Genomic DNA, 26,083 nt, shown 5'->3' with positions numbered 1-26,083 from the left:
GTTGATATAATTTGAGTTGCGGTCAATTTATAATTATGATCGGTGTAACAACTAGAGGTGAGTGAAGAATGTTAACGTTTTTATTTGAGTTAGACAAGGCTATTCCGCAGAAGGATGAGCCACGGTATGCCGCTTATGCAAATGGCTTTATTGAAGGGGATTTAACGATTCGTACGAGTGACCGCGTACTTTTTCATAAGTCATGCATGAAGGTTGCAGAGCTTGGCATTTATTTAGGACAGTGGATGGAACAAGTGCAACATGGGCAGAAAGAACAATTGAATTATGAAACGAGTGACCGTGAGGAAGTAATTCTCGGGTTCTTCTATGAAGAGGAAGATCAGTGGCGAGTTTCTTCCAGTTGGCAGCAATTTGAACTTCAAGAGCGTATATCCACTACAGTATTAGTAGAGAGCGTTCAACGTTATTTATATGAGCTAAATAAAGAACTGCGCGCGATAGAATATCCTGTTACGTTTGATCAGTATTTAAGAGGAGAGCGAATGATGCAGCTTTCTTACAAACGACTGTGTGATAGTAAAGCAGATACGACGTCGATAGAGGTTTACAATGGAAGCGAAGGAGTAGGCGTAGTACGAGGCTATTATAAAAATACGTTGATGAAAGTGCTAGACTTCATTCCGAAAGTCGGTAGTAATATCATTTATGAAATAAAGGATAGTAAGGACAATATTCGCGTCATTGCAAAGGATGTAAGTAGGCAGCGTCAAAGAAGGATTTTAGTAACGTACATCGATAATAATGATGCAGAGCATGAAATACTTGTATGTGACGGAAAGTTATTAGATGCAAATTTCTTATTTACCTTTACATATAAGAAAGAAGAATATGTTGTTCACAAAACTTCAATTGGGCTTGGAAAGTTATTACGAAACGGCTATGTAATCGCAGATTGGAATATTCGTCTTGAGGAAGATATGTATTATATCGAGATGGATGTATATGATGAAGATTATATAGAGGATCAATATTTACTGTTAGGCGTATTTCATGCTGTTTTGTATGGGTGATAAATGAGAAGTACCGGTATTCTTTATGGAAAGAATACCGGTATTTTTATATGATTTTTTGTCTTCAATTAATCCTCGAAAATAAAAATCTCATCAATTGTACTATGAAGTGCCTTCGCAATATCGTGAGCAAGTTGCAAGGAAGGATTGTATTTTCCTTTTTCGAGATGGCTTATCGTTTCACGACGTACACCAACAGTTTTCGCTAAATCTTCTTGTGTCATGTTCGATTTGGCGCGGTATTCTTTTATTTTCGTTACGAACGCCATGGCGCATCTTCCATTTCATCAACTGGTTTATCGTAAAAGAACATAGAGAAGCCGAACGTAAGAATGAGTGTGCTGAAAATAAGAGCGATATCAATCTCTCGTAGTGTAGGGTTTGGAAATAACATTTCAATAAACATAATGATAGCGGTTGTTAGTAATGTAACGATAAATGCATTGCGGCACGATTTATTGACGATTTGTTCAAATAGTTCATCGTGTTGAACCGTTCTATACGTTGTGAAAAAGGAGAAGAAACAGAACATAGTAAACAACCCTTTTTCATAAAAAAAGCCGAGGAAACCGAAGAAACCGAGAAAACCTAAATATTTTATCCAAGTTGTTTTCACGATAGATTCTCCTTTCGATGTTAGAAATAAATCACGTTATGTTATAAATATATCACATATGGAAATGTATAGTAATAATAGTTTTCCAATTATTTTCATAATAATAGTAAAAAGAGGAAATATAATGCGAAATAAAGAGGATAATATTGTAAAATGGTTGTAAGAAGGGGGAGGAAGGAATGCTAACTTGGATCATGATCGTTGTATTACTTGTAGTGATTACTGTAGTGGCAACGGTGTTAATTGGGCGGAATGGTGATGCGAATTATAGTAAAGCGACAAAAGGGAATATTAAACGGCTGACGATGATCTATATTTTACTAGCTGTCGTTTTAATCGTTGGATTAGGCGTGTATATTTATTTTAAAGGGTAAAAAAACTGAAAAAATATAAAAATCTAAAAATATAAGTATGCTATAATGTTGATATAGTTATTTGGTAATTAAGGAAAGGATTGGATGTAATGATTGAAATTACGAATGTGTCAAAAAGTTATAATGGGTCTACTTATGCAGTAAAAGATTTAAGTTTATCTGTGCCTAGCGGAGAAATTTTTGGATTTTTAGGACCGAATGGTGCGGGTAAATCAACGACAATTAAGATGATTACTGGTATTCATGGGGTGGACAAAGGAACGATTACGATTAACGGTAAAGATATTATGAAAAATCCGATGGAAGCGAAAAAGACGTTTGGTTATGTTCCAGATAGCCCAGATATGTTTTTACGATTAAAGGGAATTGAATATTTAAACTTTATGGCAGATATGTATGAAGTGCCGAAAGAGGTACGACAAGAACGAATCGAGTCTTTAGCGAAGAAGTTTGATCTTTACAATGCGTTATCGGATCAAATTCAAAGTTACTCGCACGGAATGAGACAGAAAATCGTTATTATTGGTGTGCTCGTGCATGAGCCAGATGTATGGATTTTAGATGAACCGTTAACGGGGCTTGATCCGAAATCCGCATATATTTTAAAAGAAATGATGAGAGAACATGCGGATAAAGGAAAGATTGTATTTTTCTCGACACACGTATTAGAAGTGGCGGAAAAAATATGTGACCGTGTTGCGATTATTAATAAGGGGAATTTGCAGTTTAAAGGGAATTTAGGTGAAATGAGAGATCATTTTAAATCCAATGAATCACTTGAAAAAATGTTCTTGGAGATGACGGGCAATGAGTAAAATTTGGACGTTAACGAAAGTATTATTGAAATTAAATTATGCAGATTTCATAACAGATAAGAAGAAGCGATGGGCGTATGTATTTTCATTTGCAGCCATTTTATTTGTCGGCTTTTTAATATTTGGTTCGATGACGCACGGAATGTATGAAGGTATGAAACATTTAGGGCAAGATCCAGGAATGATTATCGCAATGGGACTTGCGATTGCGAGTATATGGGTATTTTTAATGAGTATAACGAACATTTTAACTGTATTTTACTATAGTAATGACATTGAAATGTTATTGCCGTTACCATTGAAACCAGCGCAGATTATTTCGGCAAAGTTTCTAACGGTATTAATTACACAATACGTAATGAGTTCATTTATTTTATTACCAATCTTTATTACGTACGGGTTAAAAAGTAGTGCATTTATTACATATTACATATACATGATTTTTATTTACTTACTCTTCCCGATTGTGCCGTTAGTTTTAGCTTCGTTACTGATGACAGTTATTATGAGGTATACGAATATAGCGAAAAATAAAGATCGAGGCAATATATTTATTGGAATCGTAAGTATACTATTTATTGTAGGAATTAATGTATTTTTACAGTGGAAAAATAAAAGTTCTTTTTCTGAAGATGCACTTACGAATTATCTTGCGAACAACGAATCTTCTCTTCTAGTACAAATGACAAATTATTTTCCAACTACATATTTTGGAGCAGTGGCATTAGTAGAAAATGCAAATTGGAAGGGTCCTTTATACGTAATCATCTTTGCACTTATTTCATTTGTATTTTTTGTGTTGTTTTATTACATTGCAGAGCGTACATATTTAAAAGGGGTTATTGGACTTTCAACGAGTACAGCAAAAAAAGAGGTCATTTCAGCAGAAGGCTTACAGAAATCAACGGTACAAAGTTCACATTTGAAAGCGTACGTGAAAAAAGAATTTAAAACGTTATTCCGTACACCGCAATTTTTCTTAAATTGTATCGTACAAACTTTTGTTATGCCGATTATGTTATTCTTTGTTTTATTCGTGCAAGATGGGAATTTAAAGTGGATCACAGGGTATATTGATAATCCAAAATCAGCAGGATTGGCGATTGGTGTAGGACTTTGTGCATCGTTATTTTTAATGGGAAGTAACGTTATCGCAACAACATCATTTTCACGAGATGGAAGCTCTTGGTTTGTGAATCGATATTTACCAGTAAAAGCTTCAGACATCTTTTTTGCGAAAGCGATCACTGCTTGGTTAATTAATGTAATTATTTTAGCAGTATTCGGTATTACGATGGCAGTTGTAGCGGGGATTTCTCCTGTTTTCATGTTACTGTGGTTTTTACTAAGTGCGAACGGGTTATTGTTAATTAATTTAATCGGTACACGTTGGGATGCACAAACTGCAGATATACATTGGGATACAGAACAGAAATTATTTAAGAGCCGCTATACAACATTGTGGAATTTTTTAGCTAATATTTTTATAGCTTTAGTTATTGTAGCGGGAGTAAGTCTATTATACTTCTTCCTTCAAGTAGGACTGTGGGTTATGTTTATTGTTTTATTTGTAATGTTTACGATCGTAAATTATATCTTCATTAAAATTTTGAAATTAGGTGCAGAACGTATATTGTCAAATATTGAATAAAAAGATAGATCCTCTGTATTCGTGCAGGGGATTTATCCATAGATGGAGGAGAAAAGGTGAAGAAAATAGCAATTGTAACAGGGGCCACTCGTCTGAATGGAATTGGTGCAGCTGTATGCAAGGTGCTTGCTCAAAAAGGGATAGACATTTTTTTCACGTACTGGTCTCAGTATGATAAAGCGATGCCGTGGGGAATGCATGACAAAGAGCCCTTTTTGTTGAAAGAGGAGATTGAAAGTTTAGGTGTTCGATGTGAAATGGCAGAAATCAATTTATCGCAGTCGTATTCGCCAAATCGTTTGTTTTATATGGTCTCAGAACGTTTAGGTGGTCCATCTATTTTAATTAATAATGCAGCGTATGCAACTCATACGAGAATTGAAGAATTAAATGTAGAACAGTTAGATAAACATTATACAGTGAATGTTCGCGCTACTATGTTATTAAGCTCATTATTTATAAAACATTATGCACTGAAAACGAGTGGCAGTATTATTAATCTTACTTCAGGGCAGTCATTAGGGCCGATGCCTGATGAACTAGCATACGTAGCGACGAAAGGAGCAATTGAAGCATTTACAAAATCAGTAGCACCAGTTGCGATGGAGAAGGGGATTACAGTAAATGCTGTTGATCCAGGGCCGACGAATACAGGGTGGATAACAGAGGAGCTGAAGCATCATTTAGTATGGAAGTTCCCACAAGGTAAAGTAGGAGAACCAGCGGATGCAGCGCGCTTAATTTCTTTTTTAGTAAGTGAAGAAGCAAAATGGATTACTGGGCAAGTCATTCATTCGAACGGTGGTTACTCATAAATATATTATGTTAACAATTGTTGAGAAACAAAAAAATAAAAGAAAATTTTATTTTTTTGTGTAAATAAAATGTCAAGAAAGATAAAAATTTGATAGGAGAGTATATCGTCATATGAAGATAGTAATTCTTCATGTGACAATATACTCTTTTTCTTTTGCTAGAGAGAAGAAAAATGAAGTAGAAGAAACTCGAATATTCAAATTGGTTTATCGGTTTTTGTACGTATTATTATGAAGATTACTGTCGGAAAGATGGTAATTCGTATGAAAAGGGATTTTTTAAGGGGAAATCGAATCGTAAAGGGGAGGATAAATAAAGTAAACATAGGGGGATTTATATGAAAATGAAAAAGGTCGCTATCGCATCGATAACAATTGGTACAATGCTTACTATGGCAGCTTGTAGTCCTTCAGCAGAGAAAGAGACAGAAAAGAAAGAACAAGTAACAGCGCAAAATGAAGGAGAAGCAAAAACGACAAGTGCAGATGAGACGTCAAAAACAACGAAAGATACTGAAAAAGAAACAAATACTTCGTCAAATGAAAAAACAGATAAAGATGCAAAAAATACGAAAGAATCATCAGGAACAGAAAGTAACGGTAAAACATCATCTCAAAATGAGAATGTGAAAACAAAAGAAAAAGAGACGACAGGAAAAACGAATGACGAAACGACTAGCGGAAAAACGACAGATCAAAGTACAAGTACAAACTCAAACGGAAAAACAACGAAAGATCCGAAGAAAAGCGTAGCTGTGAAAACAAATGTTAAAGAAGTTGCTGCATTAATTGAAAGTTTAGACAAGCAATTAGCTGCAAATCCTAAATTAGAAACAGTAAATAAACTTGGAAAACAAATTAATGAAAAGTGGGATGTAATCGAGAAAGAGTTAGAAGCATCTCACCCAGCTGAATATAAAACAATTGGACAAAGTATGTATCCGTTAATTGTAGGAGCGGAGAAAGAAAAGATAGATATTAATAAAATGAAATCATTAACGACGAAAACGAAAAAAGATTTAAATCAGTTATTGACGAAACTTTCGTAGTTTCAAAAGCCTACTGTGAAAGTAGGCTTTTTTGTATTTTTTGTAAAAGTCTATTTATTTTCAATTACGATACGAAATGAACCGAATGCTTGTTGACTGACATAATCTTCTTCGCTAGTTTTATAAGGAAATGGAAAAGCGACGAGCTGAAAATTACTTTCCTGATCTACTGAAGGCAATGTGAAATTGAAAATTTGTCTCGTTTCAGGTGCGACCGCAGTATAAACGATTTTTTTATCATTACATATTTCAACTTGTTCCCAATCTTTAAATGCCACGATTGCGTAAGTCATTTCATCTTTTGTTTCATTACCGTTTGATAAGGTTAATTGTCTGCCTTCTTTTTCAGAGAAGACAGTTTGTAATTTTTCTTCATTGTTCGTAACAAATAATGGTTCATAAAGACCATCTTTTAAAATAGTATTTGGTTGTATAACGGTGAGTTTTATTTTTTTGCTTCTCTCCTGAGAGGAATTTATGGAGTATCGCATACTTAAAATCTCTTCTAATATAACCGCTTTATTTAAGTCATTATCTTTTAATTTATATTCAGGTTTTTTAATTATTAAAAAGGTTAATTCACTTGCATTAGGAGAAGTGTGTAAAGTGATTCTCGTAGTAATTGAACTATTTGGTTTCATATCAAAAGAATAGTGTAATACTTCATTAGTAGCTTCATCTGTTTTAAAAGGTTTTTGTTCGTAATCTTCTAGGACAATTAATCCATATTTTCGATCTTCAGCAACATTATGTATGAATGATAACGATACATTTATTTTATTATTCTCCATAGTAATTTCACTACCATTGTTAATATGTTGACCTTTAGTATTCTTCAATCCGTAAGAAATAGTATTGGTTTGTTGCTCTCGCTTATTTTCTTTAGGAGATGTATGTGGTTGTATGATTGAAGTATGGAATAAAATATAAATGATAATTAATGAAATAAGTATAACACTGATAATAATATACATTTGTTTCATTAATAGCACCTCAATATATTTAAAATATAAGAGAAAAAAGATATGCAAGATGCATATCTTTTTTCTCTTTCTTACCAGGAAGCTTTTGTTTCGTGATTCACATCATTATAACCATTTAATTTATAGGTATGATTACCAATAGCATAATCATCTCCATAATAAACACTTGTGTTGGTCGCTGTAGCACTTACATAAGTTGATTTTTTCGCACTATTACTTTTCGTATTCACTATTGAGCCATCGCCATTGAAAGTTCTTGCTTTTGCATAAATATAGTCTTCGGTCGTAGTTGATTTCGATTTAGCAACTGCATATGGGTTACCGAAAAAGGGAGTATACACGCTAATGTTAGAGTCATTCTTAGGTGCAGCTGCAACAACCAAACTAGGAACATTAGATGTTTTTGCTGATTGAACTGTATCATAGTCAACTAAAACAGGCTGCTTGTCTGCAGCACCCACCTCTGAGGCACTTGCGTTATTAGTAAAACCAAAACCTAAAACTGCTAACCCTAAAGTTGTCACCGCTAAAGATTTTTTCATATTCACTAATTTTCCCACCTTTTTAAATTTTTGAGTTCGAACTCAATTCATACAATATATGAAAATTTTGAAACTCTCAATAACTTGTCCCATACTTAACTTACCTTTTACTTTTGATTCAACATTTCTTCATTTGTAAAAAAACGAATATCTCTTCTAATGCTTAGACAGCAAGGGAAACAGGTTTAACTTTATGAAATTCGTGTAAATTTAAATCTATTCATTTTATGATCTCTGTTATTTTTAAGGTTATGTGGGAAACTTATCTAAAAAAGGATAGTGATAAAAATGACAATCGATCGAGTTTGTACAATTGGGCCAGCAAGTAATAATAAAGAAACGTTAGCGCAGTTAATAAACAATGGTATGAAAATAGTGCGGTTGAATTTATCACATGGCACACATGAAAGTCATAAAGATATTATTCGTTTAGTAAAATCGTTAGATGATTCTATTAAAATTTTAGGCGATGTACAAGGTCCTAAAATAAGGTTAGGTGAAGTAAAAGGAGAACAAATTACACTTCAGGCTGGAGATTCTTTTATTTTACATACGCAACCAGTTTCAGGGAGCAATAGAGAAGCAAGTGTTGATTATGAAGGAATCGGGAATGACGTGAAAGTTGGCAGTAGAATTTTAATTAATGATGGAGAAGTTGAATTAATTGTTGAAAAGATAAGTACGGATAAAATAGAAACAAAGGTGAAAACAGGTGGTAATATCTCATCTCATAAAGGGGTGAACTTACCAGGGGCAATCGTTAGTTTACCAGCTATTACAGAGAAAGATAAAAAAGACATTCAGTTTCTTCTAGAAGAGGATGTTGATTTTATCGCATGTTCTTTCGTAAGAAAACCTAGTCATATAAAAGAAATACGAGATTTTATACAACAGTACAAAGAAACTTCACCTAATTTAATTGCCAAAATAGAAACGATGGAAGCAATCGAGAATTTTCAAGATATATGTATAGAAGCAGACGGAATTATGATCGCAAGGGGCGATTTAGGAGTAGAGTTGCCGTATCAATTTATTCCGCTCTTGCAGAAAATGATGATTCAGGAATGTAATCGAACGAATACATATGTTATTACAGCGACACAAATGCTTCAATCAATGGTAGATCATTCTGTTCCAACAAGGGCTGAGGTAACTGATGTGTTTCAAGCTGTACTGGACGGAACGAATGCTGTTATGCTTTCCGCTGAAAGTGCATCAGGCGAGCATCCGATTGAAAGTGTAAAAACATTACGTCTCGTTTCTGAATTCGCTGAGCATGTGAAAAAAGACGGTCCTTTTGTGATGAAAGATGTACTGGAATTGTTGCATAAGTCTTTGGATGAGTGATAAATAAAAAGAGGGTGGATATGCATCCACCCTCGTGTTTTTCATTCATATTATTCTTGCTCTTGCTCGTCCAAAATTTTATCAAAAGCAGCAGATACTTTATCAAACTCTTCATCATTTTCAATGTATGAAAACTCATTATCTTCTTCTACTTTTAAAAAGAAAATATCAATGTCTTCCTCAGATTCTGTTTGAATGTCTTCTACGAAGGCAACTGCAATATATTCTGCGCCTTCGACATCCATCGCTCCGAGTACTTCTACTTCCTGATCCTCATTATTCTCATCACTGAGAGTAAACACTTCGCCAACTTCAATATCAGACATATTCATTCTCCTCCTGTTCGACTCTAAAAAATAGAGCGCTCAAACTGTATACATACTAACATATCTTTCCATGAAAAATCAATTTCATACATTAGAAAAACAACTGATTATTCAATAGAATAAGTATTTAGCTAGAAGGAGTTTTATTTGTGAGTGTTATATTACTTAATCCATTCAACAATTGTATCCATAGTTTGTCTTGTTTTATCACGCTTTGGATCTTCTTTACGGTAACCAAAGGCAACCATAACAGACACTTCAAGATTATCGTCTTTTATAATGCCTTCTTGACGAAGTAAAGAATCTACTTTCTCTTTATCAAATCCTTCTATTGGACAAGAATCAATGCCAATTTGAGCTGCACTCGTCATCATATTCCCTAAAGCAATATAAGATTGCTTAGATGCCCAATCAAATACAGCACGATCGGATTGTAATAAGTTAAAATCTGTTTCCTGGAACTTTTTGAAGAATTCATATCTAATTTTTTGAGTGTCTTCAGGTAATCCAATAATATCGTTCATCATATATTTAATATACTCTGCATCATAATGCATATCTTTAATGTTTCTTGAAAGAACAATGACAAAGTGACTTGCTGTTGCAAGTTGCCCACCAGCGCCCCATGAATACGGTTGTAGTTTTTCTCTTAATTCTTTATTTTGCACGACAATAAATTTCCAAGGTTCATAACCAAAAGAAGAAGGAGAAAATCTGCCTGTTTCTAAAATGAAATTAAAATCCTCTTCTGAAATTTTGTGCATAGGATCGAACTCTTTACATGCATGTCTGAAATGAAAGGCCTCCATAATTTTCTCTTTTGTAATTTGTTTTGTATTTGTCATAAAAGTTCCTCTTTTCGTTAATTTATTTTTGTAAGTAAATTATATTTTTAAAGTAACATAGATACAAGTACGCACATTTATGTGGTATAGTATCAAAAAAGATACTATTGGTAAGGGAAGGGATTTATTATGGATTGTTCAAACGAAAATAATATAAATTACCCATTTTTAAATAAATATTCTTGTCCAGTGGAAGCTATGGTTGAGGTTATTGGCGGAAAATGGAAAGGGGTTATTTTGTATCATTTATTAGATGGTACAAAGAGATTTAATGAATTAAAAAGATTAAAACCTAATATCACACAAAGAATGTTAACACTGCAGCTGAGAGAACTTGAAGCAGATGGTATCATACATCGTGAAGTATACCGTGAAGTGCCTCCAAAAGTAGAATATTCATTAACTGAGCTTGGTGAATCACTACGTCCCATGATTCTATTAATGATGGAGTGGGCAACTCATAATATGGAGAAAGTTTTGGAGAGTAGGAATACGAAAAATAATAGTTAAGAGTTGGAGAAATAAAAGGTGTTTTCCATAGGTGAAGACACCTTTTATTTTTTACTTTCTAAAATTTTGGTTGTCATTAAAATGCATGTGAATCTATTCTTGGGATGTGCTATTGATTTTGCTATGAATCAAAAACTTTCTTTTTAGTAGTGGAAATTGCATCTAATAAAAGGAAAACGGCTGCTATAATATGTAGAACGATTTCTATATAAGGAAAGAAGGCAACTAGAGTAACGATAATACCGATATAATGAGGGTACGTATTCATGGCTGCTTTTTTGGATAATAAAATAGTAGTGATATGTAAAGCAATCACTAGTAAAGGTATCCCATATAGGTTAGCATGATTTAGAAATAAATAACAAAAAGGAATCAATAAAAGATGATAGATCCCTGTGGCCCACTTTAGTGCTTGTATGTAAGTTTTCAAAGTAAATCCTCCTAAAATAATTAATATCTATATATTACCAAAAATAATAGATAATTGGATATTGAATACTTATGGTTTTTAGTAGAATGTAATTATTTTATGTAAACTAATTGTTTCGTTATCTATAAAATAGAAAAACCACCCAAACGAGGGTGGTTCGTATTATAAATAACTACTTAAAGAAGAAAGGGAGACTTTCACCTCACTACCTTCCTTCATATTCCGCAGCATAACGGTTTCTGTATTAAGTTCTTCTTCTCCAATAATAAGCACATAAGGGATATTCTCTTTATTGGCATAATTAAGGGCACGTTTTAATTTGCGGCCTGCTAGTTCAAGTTCAACTTTTAAGGAAGTAGTAGCACGTAATTGCTGGGCAATTTGTAAGCATTGTAATTCTGTCCCGAGTGGGATGATAAATACATCCGCTGTAGATGATATCGTTTCTTTCTGTGAGAGTGCTGTATAAATAACGTCTAAACCGAATGAAATACCGACTGTTGGATAGCTCATATTATCACCACGGAATGCCCCAATAATATTATCGTATCGACCGCCGCTACCAATGCTGGATGTAATTGAGCCGTCTTTTAGAAAGATTTCATATACGGTGCCTGTGTACATTGTAAGTCCTCGTGATAAAAATGGATTGAATATAGCATTCTCATTTATTCCAAGGGCGATTAAATATTGTTGTAATTGTTGTAATTCGTTTACTCCTTCGGCAACGAGTGGAGTATTGAAAGCTTCTTTAAAGTCAGCAATTGTAAGCTCTAGACAAGATAAAACGGTATTACATATCGTATCAGCCATTTCTTCAGAAATTCCGCGCTCTAATACATCTTTTCGTAAACCATCAATCCCAATCTTTTCGATTTTGTCTAATGATAAAATGACGTCACTCGTTCGTTCAGTAGGGATGTTAATGGACTCGAGTATACCGTTTAATAATTTTCGGTTATTATATTGGATCGTTACTTCTAAGTTTAACGTTCGGAACAGTTCAAACGCCATACTCATAAGTTCCGCTTCTGCCATGACAGATTCTACACCGACTATATCAACGTCACATTGAATGAACTCACGAAATCTCCCTTGTTTAATTGGTCCATCTCGAAATACTTTTCCAATTTCATACCGTTTAAAAGGGAGGCGGATGTTCGGATTCATTGCCACGACTTTTGCGAATGGAATTGTTAAATCGTAGCGTAAGGAAAGGTCACGTTTTCCTTGATCTTGAAGCGTATATATTTCCTTTAATATTTCATCGCCACCGCCGTACTTGTAAGACATAAGCTCATACATATTTAACGTTGGTGTTTCTAACGGTTTACATCCGTATTGTTCAAACGTATCTTCACAAGCTCTTTTAATTTTATTTCTTAGCACTTGTTCCTCTGGTAAATAGTCTTTCGTTCCTTTTACATTTTTCATTTCCATAGTAATCACTCCTTTTTAAATAAAAAAAGCTATGCAGGTATAAAAATACCCACATAGCTTTATAAGCGCTTCGTGGGTCAACAGGAAAAGCCCTGTACCCACGAAGAAAAATTTTTCTTCGGATACACGGCATTACGTATGATGATGAAGTTGGAAAGAAGTATTAATATTTCGCATGACAAATCTCTCCTTAACATAAGTTTTTCCAAATTATATCAGATGATATTTGAATTATCAATATTTTTAGTTTTGAAATATACGTGAAGTTATGTAGGAGAAATGGAAAAAGGTGTATAATAAAACTTAATAATATGAAATAACCTTTTAAGGAGAAACCCATGAAAAAAGATAAAACAAATGCGATGCGAATATTAGATAAAGAAAAGATCGAATATTCGATGATGTCATATGATCCGGACGATGGAAAAATTGATGGCGTATCAGTAGCCGAGAAAATTGGACGAGAAGTGAGAGAAGTATATAAAACGTTAATCGCTCAAGGGAATAGTAAAAATTATCATGTGTTTATCATTCCTGTAGATGAGGAACTAAATTTAAAAGCTGCTGCAAAAGCAGTCAGTGAAAAGAAAATTGAAATGATTCCTGTAAAAGATATTACGAAAGTATCAGGATACATTCGCGGCGGTTGCTCACCGGTCGGAATGAAGAAGTTACTTTCAACATGCATTGATGCGACTGCTCAATCACTTGAAACGATGATAGTAAGCGGCGGGAAAATTGGTATACAAATTGAGCTGAAAGTGGATGACTTAGCGAAAGTGACGAGAGCGCAGTTTGGTGAAATAACGAAATAACGATATATAGGAAAAGAAGTTCTAGTTTTATTAAGTTTAGATAAAGATTTTAGGATAATTAGTCCGTTTTGTCTTAGAAAGGTGTAGATTTTTTGAATACGAAATTAATCATAGTAGAAGGGCTTCCTGGCTTTGGGAAATCCACCACTGCAAGCTTGCTTTACGATATTCTAATTGAAAAAAATATTGACGCTGAGTTATTTCTTGAAGGGAATCCAGACCACCCTGCTGATTATGATGGGGTATCTTGTTTTGATAAAAGTGAATTCGAAAGTTTGTTAGTGAATAGTGGTAATTTTAAGGAAGTAATTAGTGATAGAGTCACGAAGCGAGAAAACAATTATTTATTGCCATATAAAAAAATTAAAAATGAATACAGCTCTAATTTTCCTGAAAATTTATTAAATACCATTTTCAAAAATGATATATATGAATTACCGCTAGAGAGGAATATTGAATTAATAACTGAAAAATGGAGGGATTTTGTTGAAATAGCCAACAACGAAAATAAAATTTATATTTTTGAATGTTGCTTCATACAAAATCCATTAACAATTGGGATGGTTAAATATGGTGCAAAAAAAGAGAAAGTTATAAGTTATATTAATGCATTAGAGAAAATTATAGAGAAATTAAATCCAGTATTGTTTTATATAGAACAAGATGATTTGGACTTCTCATTCAGAAAGGTATTTAATGAAAGAGCAAAAGAATGGTCTTCTGGATTTATTGAGTATTATACAAATCAAGGGTATGGGAAGATGAAAGGCTATCACGGTTTAGACGGAACAATTAAAGTTTTAGAAGCAAGAAGAGATATTGAAAGAGAAATATTTGATATGTTAAATATAAAAAAGACAAAAATTGATAATTCACAGTATGAAGCTATCAAATATAAGTCAATGATAATTGGAAAATTGGAATCACTTAAATTTCTAGATTAATGTATTGCTTTAATTGCGCAAGAAACTAAAAACTTTTAACTTCCACTTTCGAAAATGATGTAAATAAGCTAATCACTGGATTCCCATAGAAAACTGTGGTGAGATGAAATTTTTGATTTTGAAGTACTTCAAAATCTCAGCTAGATGACCACGTATCGGTACCCCACAATAAAAAGGCAGGAACATATTTGATATGTTCCTGCCTTTCATTTCAGAGAGACGTTATGTCAATTAGATGTGTATAGAATATACAAGAGGAACTCTTTACTACTTACACGAATCTATTATAATTGAGAACGTCTTGATAATAAGGGGGAATCACATGTTTAAACAATTTGGGGCATCGATAAAGGGAGAAATAATAGATTAAAATTTATAAATTGATTGACATCTAAAAGGAGTATAAAGTATTTTGAAAAAAACTAAAATGAGAAACTATGTGAAATTATATATTCTTTACTTAATTATTGTTTTAATATATTTCCTATTGTTTGATTACAGTAAAGTATATATTAAGGAAAAAATAAATAACGAATTTTTATTTCAATTATATTTATTAATAGGACGTATTAGTATGGGTTTGGGAATATATTTTATTCCAGAGAAGCTAGGTATTAAGATTAAATTTAGATTTAAATTTCTTATAGCAGCTATCGCAATAATAACTACTATAATTTTTCTTGATATAGTTGGTTTAATTGAATAGATTTGATAACTTCCTATATCGAAAATTATGCAATTAAGCTGTTCACTGGGTTTTCATAAAAAACTGTATTGAGATGAATTTTTTGATTTTGCAGCACTTCAAAATCTTAGCTAGATGACCACGTATCGGTAGCCCCCAATAAAAAGGCAGGAACATTTCAAATATGTTCCTGCCTTTCATTTTAGGGAGATGTTTCCTAACAGTTGATTTTGTTAACGAAAGTCGACTTTAAATCCATATTTTGTATAGAATATAGTACATATAATAAAAGTATGAGGTGATACAGTGAGAGAAATTAAGATTCATAAAATTATTGCGGAAAAGAGAAAAGAAAAGGGAATTACACAGGAAGAGTTAGCGGCGTATATCGGTATTACAAAGGCATCTGTTTCCAAATGGGAGACAGGGCAGAGTTATCCGGATATTACATTTTTACCACTGTTAGCTTCGTACTTTAACATAAGTATTGATGAACTAATTAGTTATACACCACAAATGGAGCAGGAAGATATTAAAAATTTATATCATCGACTAGCGGAAGCATTTAGTGAAGAACCGTTTCATGAAGTAATGATAGAGTGCAGAGAAATAATCAAAAAATATTATTCTTGTTTTCCGTTATTACTTCAAGTGGGACTACTTTTTATAAACCACCATATGTTAACAGAGGATACGGATAAAAGAATTGAAATTTTAGAAGAGGCAATGTCTCTTTTTAGCAGGGTGCAGGAAGAAAGTGATGATGTTTCTCTTGTGAAAGAGGCGGTAACGTTTAAAGCAACTTGCTATCTTATACTCAATAAACCAAATGAGGTGCTTCAATTACTTGGTGAAACGATTCGTCCTAACTTTCCAGAGGAAGATCTAATCGCACAGGCGTATCAAATTCTCGGAAATACTGAAAAGGCGAATAAAATTATGCAAATTAGTATGTACCAACATTTAATACAATTCGTTGCGACAATACCGAATTATGTATTAGTAAATGCTTCAAATACCGAAAAGGTAAAGATAATTTTAAATAGAGCTTTTAAGTTAATAGACATTTATGAAATAGAAAAATTACATCCGCATATGACTTTAAAAGTTTACTATTCCGTTGCGCAAGTATATTGCATGCAAGAAAACTATGAAAGTGCATTAGAAATGTTACGGAAATATGTAGCGGTTTGTGCGGCTAGTTTCACAGTAAATAGTCTACATTTACACGGTGATTCATATTTTGATGCGATTGATGGATGGTTTGCAGAATTTCCGCTCGGCGCTAAAACGGTTAGAAATGAAGAGATTATAAAGCGGAGTATGTTACAAGGCATTGCAGAGAACCCGATTTTCGCATCGATGAAAGATTTACTAGAGTATAAAAATATTATAGCGAGTTTGAAATTTAAATTGGGTATAAAAGAATAGAGGGAGGGCAAAAGGATGATCTTTGATGAATATGAAGTAGCGATAAATAGTGAATTTACTTTGCAAGGAACAATTACTAAACCGAAATCCGACGGGAAGTATGCGGCTGTTGTCATTATTGCTGGATCTGGGGAAGTTGATCGTGATGGAACGATAATGCCACTGAATATGAAAGGGAATATGTATAAAGACTTGGCACATCTAATTACAAATCTCGGAGTAGTTACATTACGTTTTGATAAACGTGGTGTTGGAGCGAGTAGGGGTGAATTTATGAAAGTTGGGATGTGGGATTTAGTATCCGATGTAGAAGCTGTTATTACGTATTTAAAAGAACAACCATTTGTTGATCCGGAAAATATCATTTTAGTTGGTCATAGTGAAGGGTGTATGTTAGCGACTGTAGTAAACGCAAGAACACCAGTTAATGGACTCATACTTCTTACAGGAGCTGCGGAATCATTAGAAGAGGCTACGAAAAGACAAAGAGAGATTATTTATAAGGAGTTAAAAGAGCAAAAAGGAATAAAAGGAAAGTTAATGCGTCTGCTCAATATTGAGAAACGAGGAGAAAAGCAGGCGCAAAAAGCAACAGAGAAAATGATAAACTCAAAAAAAGATATTGTAAAAATTGGTTTTAAGCCAATGAACGCAAAATGGTTTAGAGAGCATTTTCAGCATGACATTTATAAAGATTTAATGAAAGTAACGTGCCCAGTGTTAGCGATTGCTGGTGATAAAGACTTTCAGGCAGATTCTGAAAAAGCGAAGAGAATTGGTGATTATGTGCAAGGTGACTCTGAAGTGTATGTAATAAAAAATATGGATCATACCTTAAAATATTTTGAAGGTGATTTTAAAGCGTTAGAATTTAAAAAGATTTATGTGGAAAGTGCGGATAAGCCACTTCATCCAGAGTTGGAAGAAATAATTGTGAATTGGATGGATGCGCGTTTTATCTCGCAATACGAGGGTGAAAAGACTTCCAGCTCAATATAAGGCGGATGTGAGAAAGCTTAATTGCTTGTAAAAGCTCGGTTGTTGTAGGTGGATTTAGTTTGGCATTCGGATTATAAGTTTTTTTATGGTGTTTTTCATTTTGGAATGGTTAATTAGATCGATTGACCTTTTAAAAACGAACATTAAAAATACTTTTATTAAAAATGTTCATATTTAGATTGCGTACACACTAAAAGTTTGATATATTACCAATATAATAATTTTACACATCATCACTCGTATATACTCGGTAATATGGTCCGAGCGTTTCTACCTAGTTCCCAATGAAAGAACTGGACTACGGGTTAAAGTATTCGGCCGTGCTATGTAATGTACGCTACCGATTTATAATTTTGCATGTGCTTAATTAACTTTGACTACCGTAGTTCTAGAAAGTAGAGATTCTTCTACAATTTCTAGAACTTTTTTGTTTGGACCAAAAGCATCGAGTATAGAAAACAACAAGAGAAAGAGGAGATTATTTATGAAAAAGAATACGTTGAAAAAATGTGCTGCCCTAGTAACTACTGTTGCATTGTCATTCTCAATACTTGCGGGATGTAATGCGGGTCCAAAACAAGTTGAGGCAAAAAGTAATCAACAGCCTATTTTAATTCAAGGGCCAATGCCGATAGAGGCTGAGAAGTTTGCAAAAAGATTAAAAAATGTGAAAGAAGAAAAGTCTGGAACTTTCGTATTTTATAAAGGCACTGTCGACAATTATCCTGTAATCGTAGCGAAAACAGGTAAAGGAATGGAAAATACAGCAGCCGCTACAGCAGTGGCTATTGAAAAATATAAGCCTATAGCGATTATTAACCAAGGAACATCGGGTGGACATGATCCAAATTTAAACGTATTTGATATTGTTTTAGGAAAACAAGTAGCAAACATAGGTTCATTAAAAACAACAAATATGGATGAGAATCAAGGAATTGAGCCGACAAAATGGATTTCTATGGACTTAATGGCTTCTGAAGGAAGTGCAGGAGAAGATCCAAATGCTGAGAAAATCCGATACTACGAGGGAGATAAGGATTTACTTGCAGCAGCTAATGCGGTAAAAGATACATATACAAAAGGTAAAGTAGTGGAAGGTACGATTGGTTCAGCAGATGTTTGGAATAATGAAGTTGATAGAATTAAATGGTTCCACACAAAATACGGTACATCTGTAGAAGAAATGGAAGGCGCTGCAGCGGCTCAAATTGCAAAAGCTTATGACGTACCATTTTTAGGAATTCGAGTATTATCCAACAATAAAACAAACGGCGGAAAATATAACCCAAATACAGCAGCGGCAAATCAAGAATATGTATATGAAGTAGTTAAAAAATATATAGATTCAATGCAAAGTAAATAGTAGTAGTTCTGTCCCAGCATAAACGTCAAGTAACTGTAAATGTTTTCGAGACGGATAAACTTGTCTTAGGAATGGTAGTTGAAAAAGAAAAGCTTGTTTCTTATAAAAAATATAAGAAACAAGCTTTTTTATTTAAAATAAATTGGGTAATTAAACTATAACATCAATGTATATCATTGAATATCATAATAATATAATGGAGGTGATGTTATATGGCTCTTACTACAGGACCAATTGAAAACGTAGGAAATCAACCTGCTAATGCAAATAGAGTTAGGGTGAAGATCCTTAACCGTACTGCGGGCCCACTTACTGGAGTAGCTAGAGTTTTTAGACTTGACGGTTCATTAGCATTAATTGAACAGATAAACTTCAATGTGAATTCTAATGCTTCTACTTTTGCAACTCTAAGTTTAGTTCATCCTGCTTTTGGACAAGCATTTGAATATGAAGTTCAAATTGTTCCTAATCAACCTGGTGGACTATATAGTGTTTATGGACTAACAGCTGAAAGTGTTATCATTACTGCACAACGTGTTGTGAACTCAGAATTGACACAGTTTCTTTAATTAAAATAGGTTGGTGCCTACATGGTATCCAATCTATTTTTGTACTTATTCTTCAGAGGAAGAAGGGTTTTACACAAAAAATAAAGACAGTTATAGAAAAAGGAAAAGTCGATTTATCAAATATGCATAATTGCATAAAAAAATTGAAATTTATGAGTTAACATTAAACTACTTTTTAATTGTAAGGAATACTTTAATAATTTTTACTAGAGAAGGATATTCCTTGAAAAGTAGATAAACCAAAAGTGTGGAAATGATACAGACTCAATAGAGTTTTTGTATTAAATAAAAAGAAAAGGGTGGGTATGGCTTTCTAAAAGTTTTGGGGGGTTAGAAAGCACTTTTTAGTTAATAGCTTCAAATTATATGTTAAAGGGGAAATGGGTATATGAAGTTTCGAAATACAAAGCTTGCTATGGTTACACTATCTTCATTTTTTATTTTAGGTACTGCATCTCTATCATTCACAAATATCATACACGGTGAAGTAGCTTCTGCATCACCACAAGAGATTACTGTAAAAAGCTATGATGATACATATTATAATAATGCAATAGGAAAAACGGGTTTAGAATTAAAGAAGGAACTTCATAATATTATTGATGATCATACAAAGTTATCATACAGTGCGGTTTGGGAAGCACTAAGAGATACTGATGAAGATCCAAATAATAAAAACAATGTGATACTCTTATATACTGGGCGTTCGCAAGGGAAACTTACGAATGGTTCAGGAGTTGATAATTGGAACCGAGAGCATGTTTGGGCAAAATCTCACGGTAATTTTGGAACGACTGCAGGAGCTGGAACTGATTTGCATCATTTAAGAGCGACGGATGTATCTGTAAATAGCTCACGTGGAAATCTGGATTTTGATAATGGTGGTGTGAATCATTCGGAAGCGACAGAATGTAAATATGATAGTGATTCTTGGGAACCTCGTGATAGTGTAAAAGGAGATATCGCTAGAATGCTATTTTATATGGCTGTTCGTTATGAAGGAGACAATGGGGAAATAGACTTAGAATTAAATGAAAAGGTGAATAACAATAAAGATCCATACATGGGCAAACTATCCGTTTTACTAAAATGGAATGAACAAGACCCGGTAGATGATTTAGAGCGAAAGCGTAATGAAGTGATTTTTACGAAATATCAACATAATCGTAATCCTTTTATTGATCATCCGGAATGGGTAAATAAAATTTGGAACTAAAATACTTAAAGGTATTTTACTTTGAGAGAAGGGATTGATCACTATGATCAATCCCTATTTATATCTATACTAGAATAAATAATTTTTATAGGATTGGATAATAGAATAGCTATTTTATCAAGTTAAGTATAATATGAGTCTTTTAATAAGGTCCCCATTCAATATTCACGCCAATAATAAGAAAAATAAGTCCAATGATAAACCAAATGAATGCAAGTGGAGCCATAAATCGAATCCATTTTCCGTAAGAAATGCCGCTCGCTGCGAGAACACCCATTAAAACACCGGAAGTTGGGTTGAGGCAGTTCACTACACCTTCTCCAAGCATAACAGCCTGTACTGTGACTTGGCGTGTAATGTGCATGAAATCGGCTAATGGAGCTAATATCGGAATGAAAATAACAGATTCACCTGTCCCGGATGAAATGAGGAAATGTAATGCGGCACTACTTACATACATGCCGAGAACGCCAAATACAGGGCTATGTCCTTCGAGAGACTGTGCGAGTTGATTAACGATTGTATCAAGTAATTTCCCTTGTTCTAAAATGACTGAAATACACCGAGCCATTCCGACGATTAAAGCACCATATATGAGATTTTGGCAGCCTGCTAGAAAAGTAGAAGCGATATCGTTCGCTTTCATGCCACCTATTATTCCAGCTGTAATTGCTATGAAAATAAAAGTAGCGGTCATTTCGGCGTCTGTCCAATGTAGACGGAAAGCGCCTATTAAAAATACAATTAAGGATAAAGCTGAAACGAGTAAAATTAATTTATGACGTATTGTCCAAGGAACTTCTGTTTTCTCTGTATCTTTCTCACTTGAAAGAGCGTTACTTGGAAACCAGTTATCTCCGAGTATGCTGCCTTTATTCGATTTTTTTAAGCGTTTTATATACCAATTAATATATAAAATGGTGGCAATTAAAAAAGAGATATAGATTGCCGTACGTAAACCAATCCCTGAAAACATTGGAAGTTCTGCGATCTTTTGTGAAATGCCTAAAGGTGAGGGAGATAATATAGTAGCATTAAAACCAGCATAAGTGCCTAAATAAATAATTGCTACGCCGACGATAGCGTCCCATTTTAATGTGCGTGCAACGATGATGCCGATGGGGATAAAGCCGATAACTGAGTTAACGATAATGCCAGTCGTGCCGAGAATAGAAAAGAGCGCAGCGACAATGCAAATGAAAAGGAATTGCTGATTTCGAAATTTGTTAATCACATGATAGATTAAACCGTCAAGAGCACCTGTTTTTTCAAGAATTGCAATGGCTCCACCTGTAAATAAAATTAAGAAGATGATAGGAGCAGCAAGTGTCATCCCTTTTTCAATAGCGGTAAAAAAAGAAACAAACCCTACCGGAGATTGTGGAACAGAATGATAGCTTCCTGGTATTGTCGTTGTAACAGTACCGTTTGTAACTCTTTTAAATTCTCCAGCAGGAACGAAATATGTAGCAATGGCACAAAGTAAGGCAATAAAAAATAGTAGTACGTACGCGTCAGGCATTTTAAACTTTCGTTTACTCGGCTGCTTTTTTACCTCGGTATGTAATTGCATAAAAACCCTCCTTTTTCACTTGATTAATTTTTAATATTCTGAAATTTATCTGTGAAATAGATTATAATAAAGGTGGCTTCTTAAGGCAATAGTTTTTCTATGCTTTTCCTGCACATACAAATTATTGCAACGTTAGACAGGGAAACGAAAATAACCCAAGAATATGTTATATAGAAGGAATAAGGAAAAGAGGGGAAAAAGATGTGGAAAACTACCGATCTATGTGATGAGTTTGAGAATGAATTACAAATATGTCGCCAGTCTTTTCGGTCTTTTGGGAAGAAAGAACAATTCCACGGGAAAATTGCAACGGTAAAAGTAAAGGATGATAATGTACTAGTGAAAGAGGGATTGCAAACATTACCAGAAGGAACGGTATTAGTTGTTGATGGAGGAGCGTCTACGAATTGTGCGTTACTTGGTGATAATTTGGCAGCTATTGCTGAGGAGAGAAAGCTGGCAGGAATTATTGTATATGGATATGTTCGTGATTCTAGTGAACTAAAGAATATTAATATTGGTATTTTAGCGTTAGGAACGATGCCAAATAGAAGTGTAAAGGAAGGAAAAGGAGAGCGGGATATTTCATTGCAATTTGGACAAGTAGAATGGAATCCGAATGAATATGTGTATGTGGATGAAGATGGCGTCGTTATTAGTGAGAAGAGTTTGCATCGTTAAAGGCTAGTAAACTACTATTCTTAGAAAATAAATCCGATAAAGCATGGACAAAATTCTTTGTCAATAGTAAAATAATACAGAAATTTATAATTAACAGAATGTATAGGTTTATCGTTTTACGATAACTTAAATGGAAGTAAGTTGTGCCTAGAAAAGTGAATGTTATCACAATGATACGTTCATAAACAAAATTATTTTTCCTATACAAATATAGCCGCGAATGATGCGGGTCGGAGGTGTTGCGCAGTTTGTTCGACACTTACAAAAAAAAGAGTGTCAATTGCACGCCCTTGAAGGGCCTTTTTTTGTGTAAATAGTAGTAAGGGAGGAAATTTTGGGATGGCAATGTTGAAAAAATGGCTGCTTACGTCGTTAATGGCAGTTACACTTGTATTTGTTTCTTTTGCGAATACAGTACATATTACGTTTGCTGAAGGAAATACAGCAAAACTTGCAATTATTGGTGAATCACAAAAGGGCATTATGTTATGTCCGAAAGAAGAGCAAATTAAAGATGGGGAAACAGCTTTAAGTTTGCTGCAAAAAGTCATGGGGGACAAAGTAACAGCAGAGACGATGTCTTTTGGAACGTATGTTAAAGGCATTGACGGTTTAATGGCTGGGGACACAAGCGGCTGGTTATATGATGTAAATGATAAATCTGCAGAAGTTGGAGCAGATAGTTATAAATTAAATGCTGGAGATGTTGTTGTCTTTCGTTTTGTTGCAGACTGGAGCAATATGAGCCAGGAAACATTACAGCAAACATTAGATAAATTTGGTACTTGTAAAACTGTAGAAGAACCAAAGACAGATGATCCAAAACAAGAAAAACCAGAAGAACCAAAGACAGATGATCCAAAACAAGAAAAACCAGAAGAACCAAAAACGGATGATCCAAAACAAGAAAAACCAGAAGAACCAAAAACGGATGATCCAAAACAAGAAAAACCAGAAGAACCAAAAACAGATGATCCAAAACAAGAAAAACCAGAACAACCAAAGCAAGAGAACGTTCAAATTCCAGCAGCGCAAGTAAATGAAGCGATCTCTAAGACGTCTGAAAAGATGTTACAAGATGGAATTGAAAGTGATTGGGTAGCTTTAGGACTTTCTCGTTCTGGAAAGAACATACCAATTGAGGCGAAATTAAATTATATTAAGTCTGTAACTGAAAAAGTAGAAAAGCGCATTAATCGTTTTTCAGCGACAGATTTAGCTAGAACAATTATTATGATGAATGCAATGCATGCAGACCCTACAAAGGTAGGCGAACATAATTTAGTTCAAAAATTGTACGAATCAGATAAAGTGAATTCTGTTACAGGTTATACATTTGCTTTACTTGCATTTGATACGAAGAAATATGAAGTTCCAGTGAATTCAAAATGGAATCGAGTTGCTTTAGTTGATGCGCTTTTAAACGCACAACATACAGATGGCGGCTGGACTTACGATAGCGCAAGCAGTAAAGACAGTGCTAGTAGCGTTGATGTAACAGGTATGGTTTTATCAGCATTAGCTCCTTATCAAGATCGACCAGATGTGAAGCCAGCTGTAGAAAAAGCTGTTGCCTATTTATATAACGAACAGCTAGAAAATGGTGGTTTTTCTGCTGATGGACAAGAAAATTCTAATAGTGTTGCGCAAGCGATTATTGGATTATCACTTGTGAAAGATGTAGATGAAAATCGTCTACATAAGGCAATGCAAAATCTACTATCATACCAACTTCCAAATGGTGAATTCAAATGGTTACCAAGTGATCAAAACGGTAGCGGAATGGCTACAGAGCAAGCATTTTTAGCTTTACTTCAGTTTAAAGACCTTGGGAAATCGATTTATGACTGGTCAAATGTATCTGTTCCTGAAATCGATAAGAAACCAAATGTGGATTCAGAAAATGTTGTAGTAGAAAAAGAAGTTATTGAACAACCAAAAGAACAAAAACAAGTACAACAGGAAACGAAAGATGACACGCTAAAAGTTGTTGTCGATAACGAACCGGTTAAAAATAAAAAATCCGGAAACGGTAGCACGTTACCAAAAACAGGAGCATCTTCTCATAGTGCAGCTACAGAAGTAGGTATGGGTGTATTATGTATTGCTGCTGCATATGTATTATGGAGACGTAAAGCAGCTTAACAAAAATTAGGAGCAATCATTTGCTCCTAATTTTTAATATGAAAGGTGAGAGACAACATGAGTAAGATAAAATGGATCATTTCTTTAATGCTTTCACTTGGGTTACTTGCCGGATGTGAAGAAGCAGCTGTAAAGCCTGAGAAGAAAGTAGAACCAAAGCAAGAAGAGGTAGCAAAACAAGAAGAGAAAAAAGATGAAGCGAAACCGGAAGAAAAACCGGAGGAAAAACAAGCTGAACAAGAGCAAAATAAGCAAGACGAACAGAAAGAGGAACAAGAACAAAAAGTAGAAGAGAAGCCGAAAGAAGAAAAGCCACAGGCACAACCGGAAGTAAAGAAAGAAGAAAAACCTCAGGAACAGCCTGCCGCTAAGCAACCAGAACAACAAAAAGCACAAGAAGAGAAACAACAACAACCGAAAACACCAGAAGTAAAAGAAGAAGCGAAGGTTGTGAATCAGCCGAAAGAAACACCGAAGCAGGAGCAGAAGGTTGATCCGAATAAAGAGGAGAAAACGATACCGACTCCGACCGTTCCAACTCCTGAACCGAAAAAACCAGATCCAGTACCAGAACCTAAAGCAAAACAAGTTACAATTTCAGTAAAAGGTAATGAAGGATACTTATTAGGTGCGAAAAAGATGGATGTACAAGAAGGCGATACAGTGTATAAAGTATTGCAGCGTACAGGGTTAGATGTTGATGCAATGGGCTCTAAAGATGGAGTTTATGTAAAAGGGATTAATGATTTATATGAAAAAGATGTTACTGCTACTAGTGGATGGAAATATCGTGTGAATGGTGCTTTTCCAAATCATAGTGCTGGTGTAGTAACAGTTAAGCCAGGCGATACAATTGAGTGGGTGTTTGTATTAAAATAAGAAAGGCAT

General features: G+C 34.2%; 28 protein-coding genes and 1 riboswitch. Of the genes, 19 read left to right on the top strand and 9 right to left on the bottom strand.

Going from position 1 to position 26,083, the window contains the following annotated elements; all coding sequences use genetic code 11:
• The first annotated feature begins 68 nt into the window (after positions 1–68).
• A complete protein-coding gene (locus J0835_RS16005) occupies positions 69–1,031 on the top strand; it encodes a tubby C-terminal domain-like protein (protein ID WP_087981271.1) in 963 nt (320 codons plus the stop codon).
• Positions 1,032–1,099: 68 nt separating this feature from the next.
• Here the strand turns inward: J0835_RS16005 and J0835_RS16000 are convergent, their stop codons facing one another.
• Both J0835_RS16000 and J0835_RS15995 read right to left on the bottom strand, forming a co-directional pair.
• Positions 1,100–1,300, bottom strand: coding sequence for a helix-turn-helix transcriptional regulator (locus J0835_RS16000; RefSeq protein WP_061678929.1), 201 nt, complete (start codon positions 1,298–1,300; stop codon positions 1,100–1,102).
• Positions 1,288–1,647, bottom strand: coding sequence for a DUF3796 domain-containing protein (locus tag J0835_RS15995; protein WP_087981270.1), 360 nt, complete (start codon positions 1,645–1,647; stop codon positions 1,288–1,290). The genes J0835_RS16000 and J0835_RS15995 overlap by 13 nt, the downstream gene beginning before the upstream one ends.
• Positions 1,648–1,826: 179 nt before the next feature.
• On the opposite strand from J0835_RS15995, the gene J0835_RS15990 reads away from it, so the two are divergent.
• The 5 genes from J0835_RS15990 to J0835_RS15970 all read left to right on the top strand — a co-directional run bounded on the left by J0835_RS15990 (position 1,827) and on the right by J0835_RS15970 (position 6,351).
• Positions 1,827–2,021 (top strand): hypothetical protein, encoded by a 195-nt coding sequence (locus J0835_RS15990; RefSeq protein WP_000958866.1) that lies wholly within the window; start codon positions 1,827–1,829, stop codon positions 2,019–2,021.
• Positions 2,022–2,110: 89 nt separating this feature from the next.
• A complete protein-coding gene (locus J0835_RS15985) occupies positions 2,111–2,836 on the top strand; it encodes an ABC transporter ATP-binding protein (RefSeq protein WP_046957932.1) in 726 nt (241 codons plus the stop codon).
• Positions 2,829–4,487 carry a putative ABC transporter permease subunit gene (locus J0835_RS15980; protein ID WP_087981269.1) on the top strand — a complete coding sequence of 553 codons (1,659 nt, stop codon included), beginning with the start codon at positions 2,829–2,831 and terminating at the stop codon, positions 4,485–4,487. Before J0835_RS15985 ends, J0835_RS15980 begins: the two co-directional genes overlap by 8 nt.
• A 56-nt stretch (positions 4,488–4,543) precedes the next feature.
• Complete coding sequence (locus J0835_RS15975) at positions 4,544–5,302, top strand: SDR family oxidoreductase (RefSeq protein WP_087981268.1); 759 nt, start codon at positions 4,544–4,546, stop codon at positions 5,300–5,302.
• A gap of 338 nt (positions 5,303–5,640) precedes the next feature.
• Positions 5,641–6,351: a hypothetical protein gene (locus J0835_RS15970; RefSeq protein WP_087981266.1), complete on the top strand. Its 711-nt coding sequence runs from the start codon at positions 5,641–5,643 to the stop codon at positions 6,349–6,351.
• A gap of 50 nt (positions 6,352–6,401) precedes the next feature.
• Here the strand turns inward: J0835_RS15970 and J0835_RS15965 are convergent, their stop codons facing one another.
• Together J0835_RS15965 and J0835_RS15960 are read right to left on the bottom strand one after the other, a co-directional pair.
• Positions 6,402–7,334 (bottom strand): hypothetical protein, encoded by a 933-nt coding sequence (locus J0835_RS15965; RefSeq protein WP_087981265.1) that lies wholly within the window; start codon positions 7,332–7,334, stop codon positions 6,402–6,404.
• Positions 7,335–7,405: 71 nt separating this feature from the next.
• Positions 7,406–7,882, bottom strand: coding sequence for a XoxI protein (locus J0835_RS15960; protein WP_087981264.1), 477 nt, complete (start codon positions 7,880–7,882; stop codon positions 7,406–7,408).
• Positions 7,883–8,164: 282 nt separating this feature from the next.
• On the opposite strand from J0835_RS15960, the gene J0835_RS15955 reads away from it, so the two are divergent.
• Positions 8,165–9,223, top strand: a complete 1,059-nt coding sequence (locus J0835_RS15955) for a pyruvate kinase (RefSeq protein ID WP_087981263.1) — start codon at positions 8,165–8,167, stop codon at positions 9,221–9,223.
• Positions 9,224–9,273: 50 nt separating this feature from the next.
• Here the strand turns inward: J0835_RS15955 and J0835_RS15950 are convergent, their stop codons facing one another.
• Together J0835_RS15950 and J0835_RS15945 are read right to left on the bottom strand one after the other, a co-directional pair.
• Positions 9,274–9,555, bottom strand: a complete 282-nt coding sequence (locus tag J0835_RS15950; protein ID WP_098413156.1) for a DUF1292 domain-containing protein — start codon at positions 9,553–9,555, stop codon at positions 9,274–9,276.
• Positions 9,556–9,710: 155 nt separating this feature from the next.
• Entirely contained in the window at positions 9,711–10,394 is a 684-nt protein-coding gene (locus J0835_RS15945) for an NAD(P)H-dependent oxidoreductase (protein WP_087981262.1), read from the bottom strand.
• A 129-nt stretch (positions 10,395–10,523) separates the two neighbouring features.
• Between J0835_RS15945 and J0835_RS15940 the strand changes: the two genes are divergently transcribed.
• On the top strand, positions 10,524–10,904 hold the full coding sequence (locus J0835_RS15940; RefSeq protein ID WP_000340656.1) for a winged helix-turn-helix transcriptional regulator: 381 nt from the start codon (positions 10,524–10,526) through the stop codon (positions 10,902–10,904).
• Between the two features lie 121 nt (positions 10,905–11,025).
• Here J0835_RS15940 and J0835_RS15935 read toward each other — a convergent pair whose 3' ends face one another.
• Both J0835_RS15935 and J0835_RS15930 read right to left on the bottom strand, forming a co-directional pair.
• Complete coding sequence (locus tag J0835_RS15935; RefSeq protein WP_087981261.1) at positions 11,026–11,334, bottom strand: hypothetical protein; 309 nt, start codon at positions 11,332–11,334, stop codon at positions 11,026–11,028.
• 162 nt (positions 11,335–11,496) lie between these two features.
• Positions 11,497–12,774 carry a histidine--tRNA ligase gene (locus J0835_RS15930; protein ID WP_087981260.1) on the bottom strand — a complete coding sequence of 426 codons (1,278 nt, stop codon included), beginning with the start codon at positions 12,772–12,774 and terminating at the stop codon, positions 11,497–11,499.
• A gap of 338 nt (positions 12,775–13,112) precedes the next feature.
• Between J0835_RS15930 and ybaK the strand changes: the two genes are divergently transcribed.
• The 8 genes from ybaK to J0835_RS15890 all read left to right on the top strand — a co-directional run bounded on the left by ybaK (position 13,113) and on the right by J0835_RS15890 (position 20,796).
• Positions 13,113–13,589 (top strand): Cys-tRNA(Pro) deacylase, encoded by a 477-nt coding sequence (ybaK, locus tag J0835_RS15925; RefSeq protein WP_087981259.1) that lies wholly within the window; start codon positions 13,113–13,115, stop codon positions 13,587–13,589.
• Positions 13,590–13,681: 92 nt separating this feature from the next.
• The gene (locus J0835_RS15920; protein ID WP_087981258.1) at positions 13,682–14,533 is read left to right on the top strand and encodes a hypothetical protein; all 852 of its coding nucleotides are present in this window, start codon (positions 13,682–13,684) and stop codon (positions 14,531–14,533) included.
• Between the two features lie 412 nt (positions 14,534–14,945).
• Positions 14,946–15,239 carry a hypothetical protein gene (locus tag J0835_RS15915; RefSeq protein ID WP_087981257.1) on the top strand — a complete coding sequence of 98 codons (294 nt, stop codon included), beginning with the start codon at positions 14,946–14,948 and terminating at the stop codon, positions 15,237–15,239.
• Positions 15,240–15,524: 285 nt separating this feature from the next.
• Complete coding sequence (locus tag J0835_RS15910; RefSeq protein WP_087981256.1) at positions 15,525–16,649, top strand: helix-turn-helix domain-containing protein; 1,125 nt, start codon at positions 15,525–15,527, stop codon at positions 16,647–16,649.
• A 15-nt stretch (positions 16,650–16,664) separates the two neighbouring features.
• Positions 16,665–17,648 carry an alpha/beta hydrolase family protein gene (locus J0835_RS15905; RefSeq protein WP_087981255.1) on the top strand — a complete coding sequence of 328 codons (984 nt, stop codon included), beginning with the start codon at positions 16,665–16,667 and terminating at the stop codon, positions 17,646–17,648.
• 217 nt (positions 17,649–17,865) lie between these two features.
• Positions 17,866–17,969, top strand: a riboswitch (purine riboswitch).
• A 163-nt stretch (positions 17,970–18,132) separates the two neighbouring features.
• Positions 18,133–19,011: a 5'-methylthioadenosine/S-adenosylhomocysteine nucleosidase gene (locus tag J0835_RS15900; RefSeq protein ID WP_087981254.1), complete on the top strand. Its 879-nt coding sequence runs from the start codon at positions 18,133–18,135 to the stop codon at positions 19,009–19,011.
• Positions 19,012–19,223: 212 nt separating this feature from the next.
• The gene (locus J0835_RS15895) at positions 19,224–19,580 is read left to right on the top strand and encodes a hypothetical protein (RefSeq protein ID WP_016129918.1); all 357 of its coding nucleotides are present in this window, start codon (positions 19,224–19,226) and stop codon (positions 19,578–19,580) included.
• Positions 19,581–19,968: 388 nt separating this feature from the next.
• Positions 19,969–20,796 (top strand): endonuclease I family protein, encoded by an 828-nt coding sequence (locus J0835_RS15890; protein WP_087981253.1) that lies wholly within the window; start codon positions 19,969–19,971, stop codon positions 20,794–20,796.
• 142 nt (positions 20,797–20,938) lie between these two features.
• Here the strand turns inward: J0835_RS15890 and J0835_RS15885 are convergent, their stop codons facing one another.
• Positions 20,939–22,369 (bottom strand): YfcC family protein, encoded by a 1,431-nt coding sequence (locus J0835_RS15885; protein ID WP_087981252.1) that lies wholly within the window; start codon positions 22,367–22,369, stop codon positions 20,939–20,941.
• A gap of 201 nt (positions 22,370–22,570) precedes the next feature.
• Here J0835_RS15885 and rraA point away from each other — a divergent pair, with 201 nt between their 5' ends.
• From rraA to J0835_RS15870, 3 genes are all read left to right on the top strand, one after another.
• A complete protein-coding gene (gene rraA / locus J0835_RS15880; RefSeq protein ID WP_087981251.1) occupies positions 22,571–23,050 on the top strand; it encodes a ribonuclease E activity regulator RraA in 480 nt (159 codons plus the stop codon).
• A gap of 339 nt (positions 23,051–23,389) precedes the next feature.
• The gene (locus J0835_RS15875) at positions 23,390–25,195 is read left to right on the top strand and encodes a DUF4430 domain-containing protein (RefSeq protein ID WP_087981250.1); all 1,806 of its coding nucleotides are present in this window, start codon (positions 23,390–23,392) and stop codon (positions 25,193–25,195) included.
• A gap of 57 nt (positions 25,196–25,252) precedes the next feature.
• Positions 25,253–26,074: a DUF4430 domain-containing protein gene (locus tag J0835_RS15870; RefSeq protein WP_087981249.1), complete on the top strand. Its 822-nt coding sequence runs from the start codon at positions 25,253–25,255 to the stop codon at positions 26,072–26,074.
• Positions 26,075–26,083: the final 9 nt, after the last annotated feature.

It is taken from the genome of Bacillus cereus group sp. Sample62 (genome assembly GCF_036851315.1).
GTDB classification, from domain to species: domain Bacteria; phylum Bacillota; class Bacilli; order Bacillales; family Bacillaceae_G; genus Bacillus_A; species Bacillus_A wiedmannii.
The sequence above is the reverse complement of the archived record's forward strand: the minus strand, read 5'-3'. Positions and strand labels throughout refer to the sequence as shown.

Bases quoted from the DNA above. Each gene is read 5' to 3' on its own strand.
- J0835_RS16005 (WP_087981271.1), top strand. From the start codon at position 69: ATGTTAACGTTTTTATTTGAGTTAGACAAGGCTATTCCGCAGAAGGAT.
- J0835_RS16000 (WP_061678929.1), bottom strand. From the start codon at position 1,300: ATGGCGTTCGTAACGAAAATAAAAGAATACCGCGCCAAATCGAACATG.
- J0835_RS15990 (WP_000958866.1), top strand. From the start codon at position 1,827: ATGCTAACTTGGATCATGATCGTTGTATTACTTGTAGTGATTACTGTA.
- J0835_RS15985 (WP_046957932.1), top strand. From the start codon at position 2,111: ATGATTGAAATTACGAATGTGTCAAAAAGTTATAATGGGTCTACTTAT.
- J0835_RS15980 (WP_087981269.1), top strand. From the start codon at position 2,829: ATGAGTAAAATTTGGACGTTAACGAAAGTATTATTGAAATTAAATTAT.
- J0835_RS15970 (WP_087981266.1), top strand. From the start codon at position 5,641: ATGAAAATGAAAAAGGTCGCTATCGCATCGATAACAATTGGTACAATG.
- J0835_RS15965 (WP_087981265.1), bottom strand. From the start codon at position 7,334: ATGAAACAAATGTATATTATTATCAGTGTTATACTTATTTCATTAATT.
- J0835_RS15955 (WP_087981263.1), top strand. From the start codon at position 8,165: ATGACAATCGATCGAGTTTGTACAATTGGGCCAGCAAGTAATAATAAA.
- J0835_RS15950 (WP_098413156.1), bottom strand. From the start codon at position 9,555: ATGAATATGTCTGATATTGAAGTTGGCGAAGTGTTTACTCTCAGTGAT.
- J0835_RS15945 (WP_087981262.1), bottom strand. From the start codon at position 10,394: ATGACAAATACAAAACAAATTACAAAAGAGAAAATTATGGAGGCCTTT.
- J0835_RS15940 (WP_000340656.1), top strand. From the start codon at position 10,524: ATGGATTGTTCAAACGAAAATAATATAAATTACCCATTTTTAAATAAA.
- J0835_RS15930 (WP_087981260.1), bottom strand. From the start codon at position 12,774: ATGGAAATGAAAAATGTAAAAGGAACGAAAGACTATTTACCAGAGGAA.
- ybaK (WP_087981259.1), top strand. From the start codon at position 13,113: ATGAAAAAAGATAAAACAAATGCGATGCGAATATTAGATAAAGAAAAG.
- J0835_RS15905 (WP_087981255.1), top strand. From the start codon at position 16,665: ATGATCTTTGATGAATATGAAGTAGCGATAAATAGTGAATTTACTTTG.
- J0835_RS15900 (WP_087981254.1), top strand. From the start codon at position 18,133: ATGAAAAAGAATACGTTGAAAAAATGTGCTGCCCTAGTAACTACTGTT.
- J0835_RS15895 (WP_016129918.1), top strand. From the start codon at position 19,224: ATGGCTCTTACTACAGGACCAATTGAAAACGTAGGAAATCAACCTGCT.
- J0835_RS15890 (WP_087981253.1), top strand. From the start codon at position 19,969: ATGAAGTTTCGAAATACAAAGCTTGCTATGGTTACACTATCTTCATTT.
- J0835_RS15885 (WP_087981252.1), bottom strand. From the start codon at position 22,369: ATGCAATTACATACCGAGGTAAAAAAGCAGCCGAGTAAACGAAAGTTT.
- rraA (WP_087981251.1), top strand. From the start codon at position 22,571: ATGTGGAAAACTACCGATCTATGTGATGAGTTTGAGAATGAATTACAA.
- J0835_RS15875 (WP_087981250.1), top strand. From the start codon at position 23,390: ATGGCAATGTTGAAAAAATGGCTGCTTACGTCGTTAATGGCAGTTACA.
- J0835_RS15870 (WP_087981249.1), top strand. From the start codon at position 25,253: ATGAGTAAGATAAAATGGATCATTTCTTTAATGCTTTCACTTGGGTTA.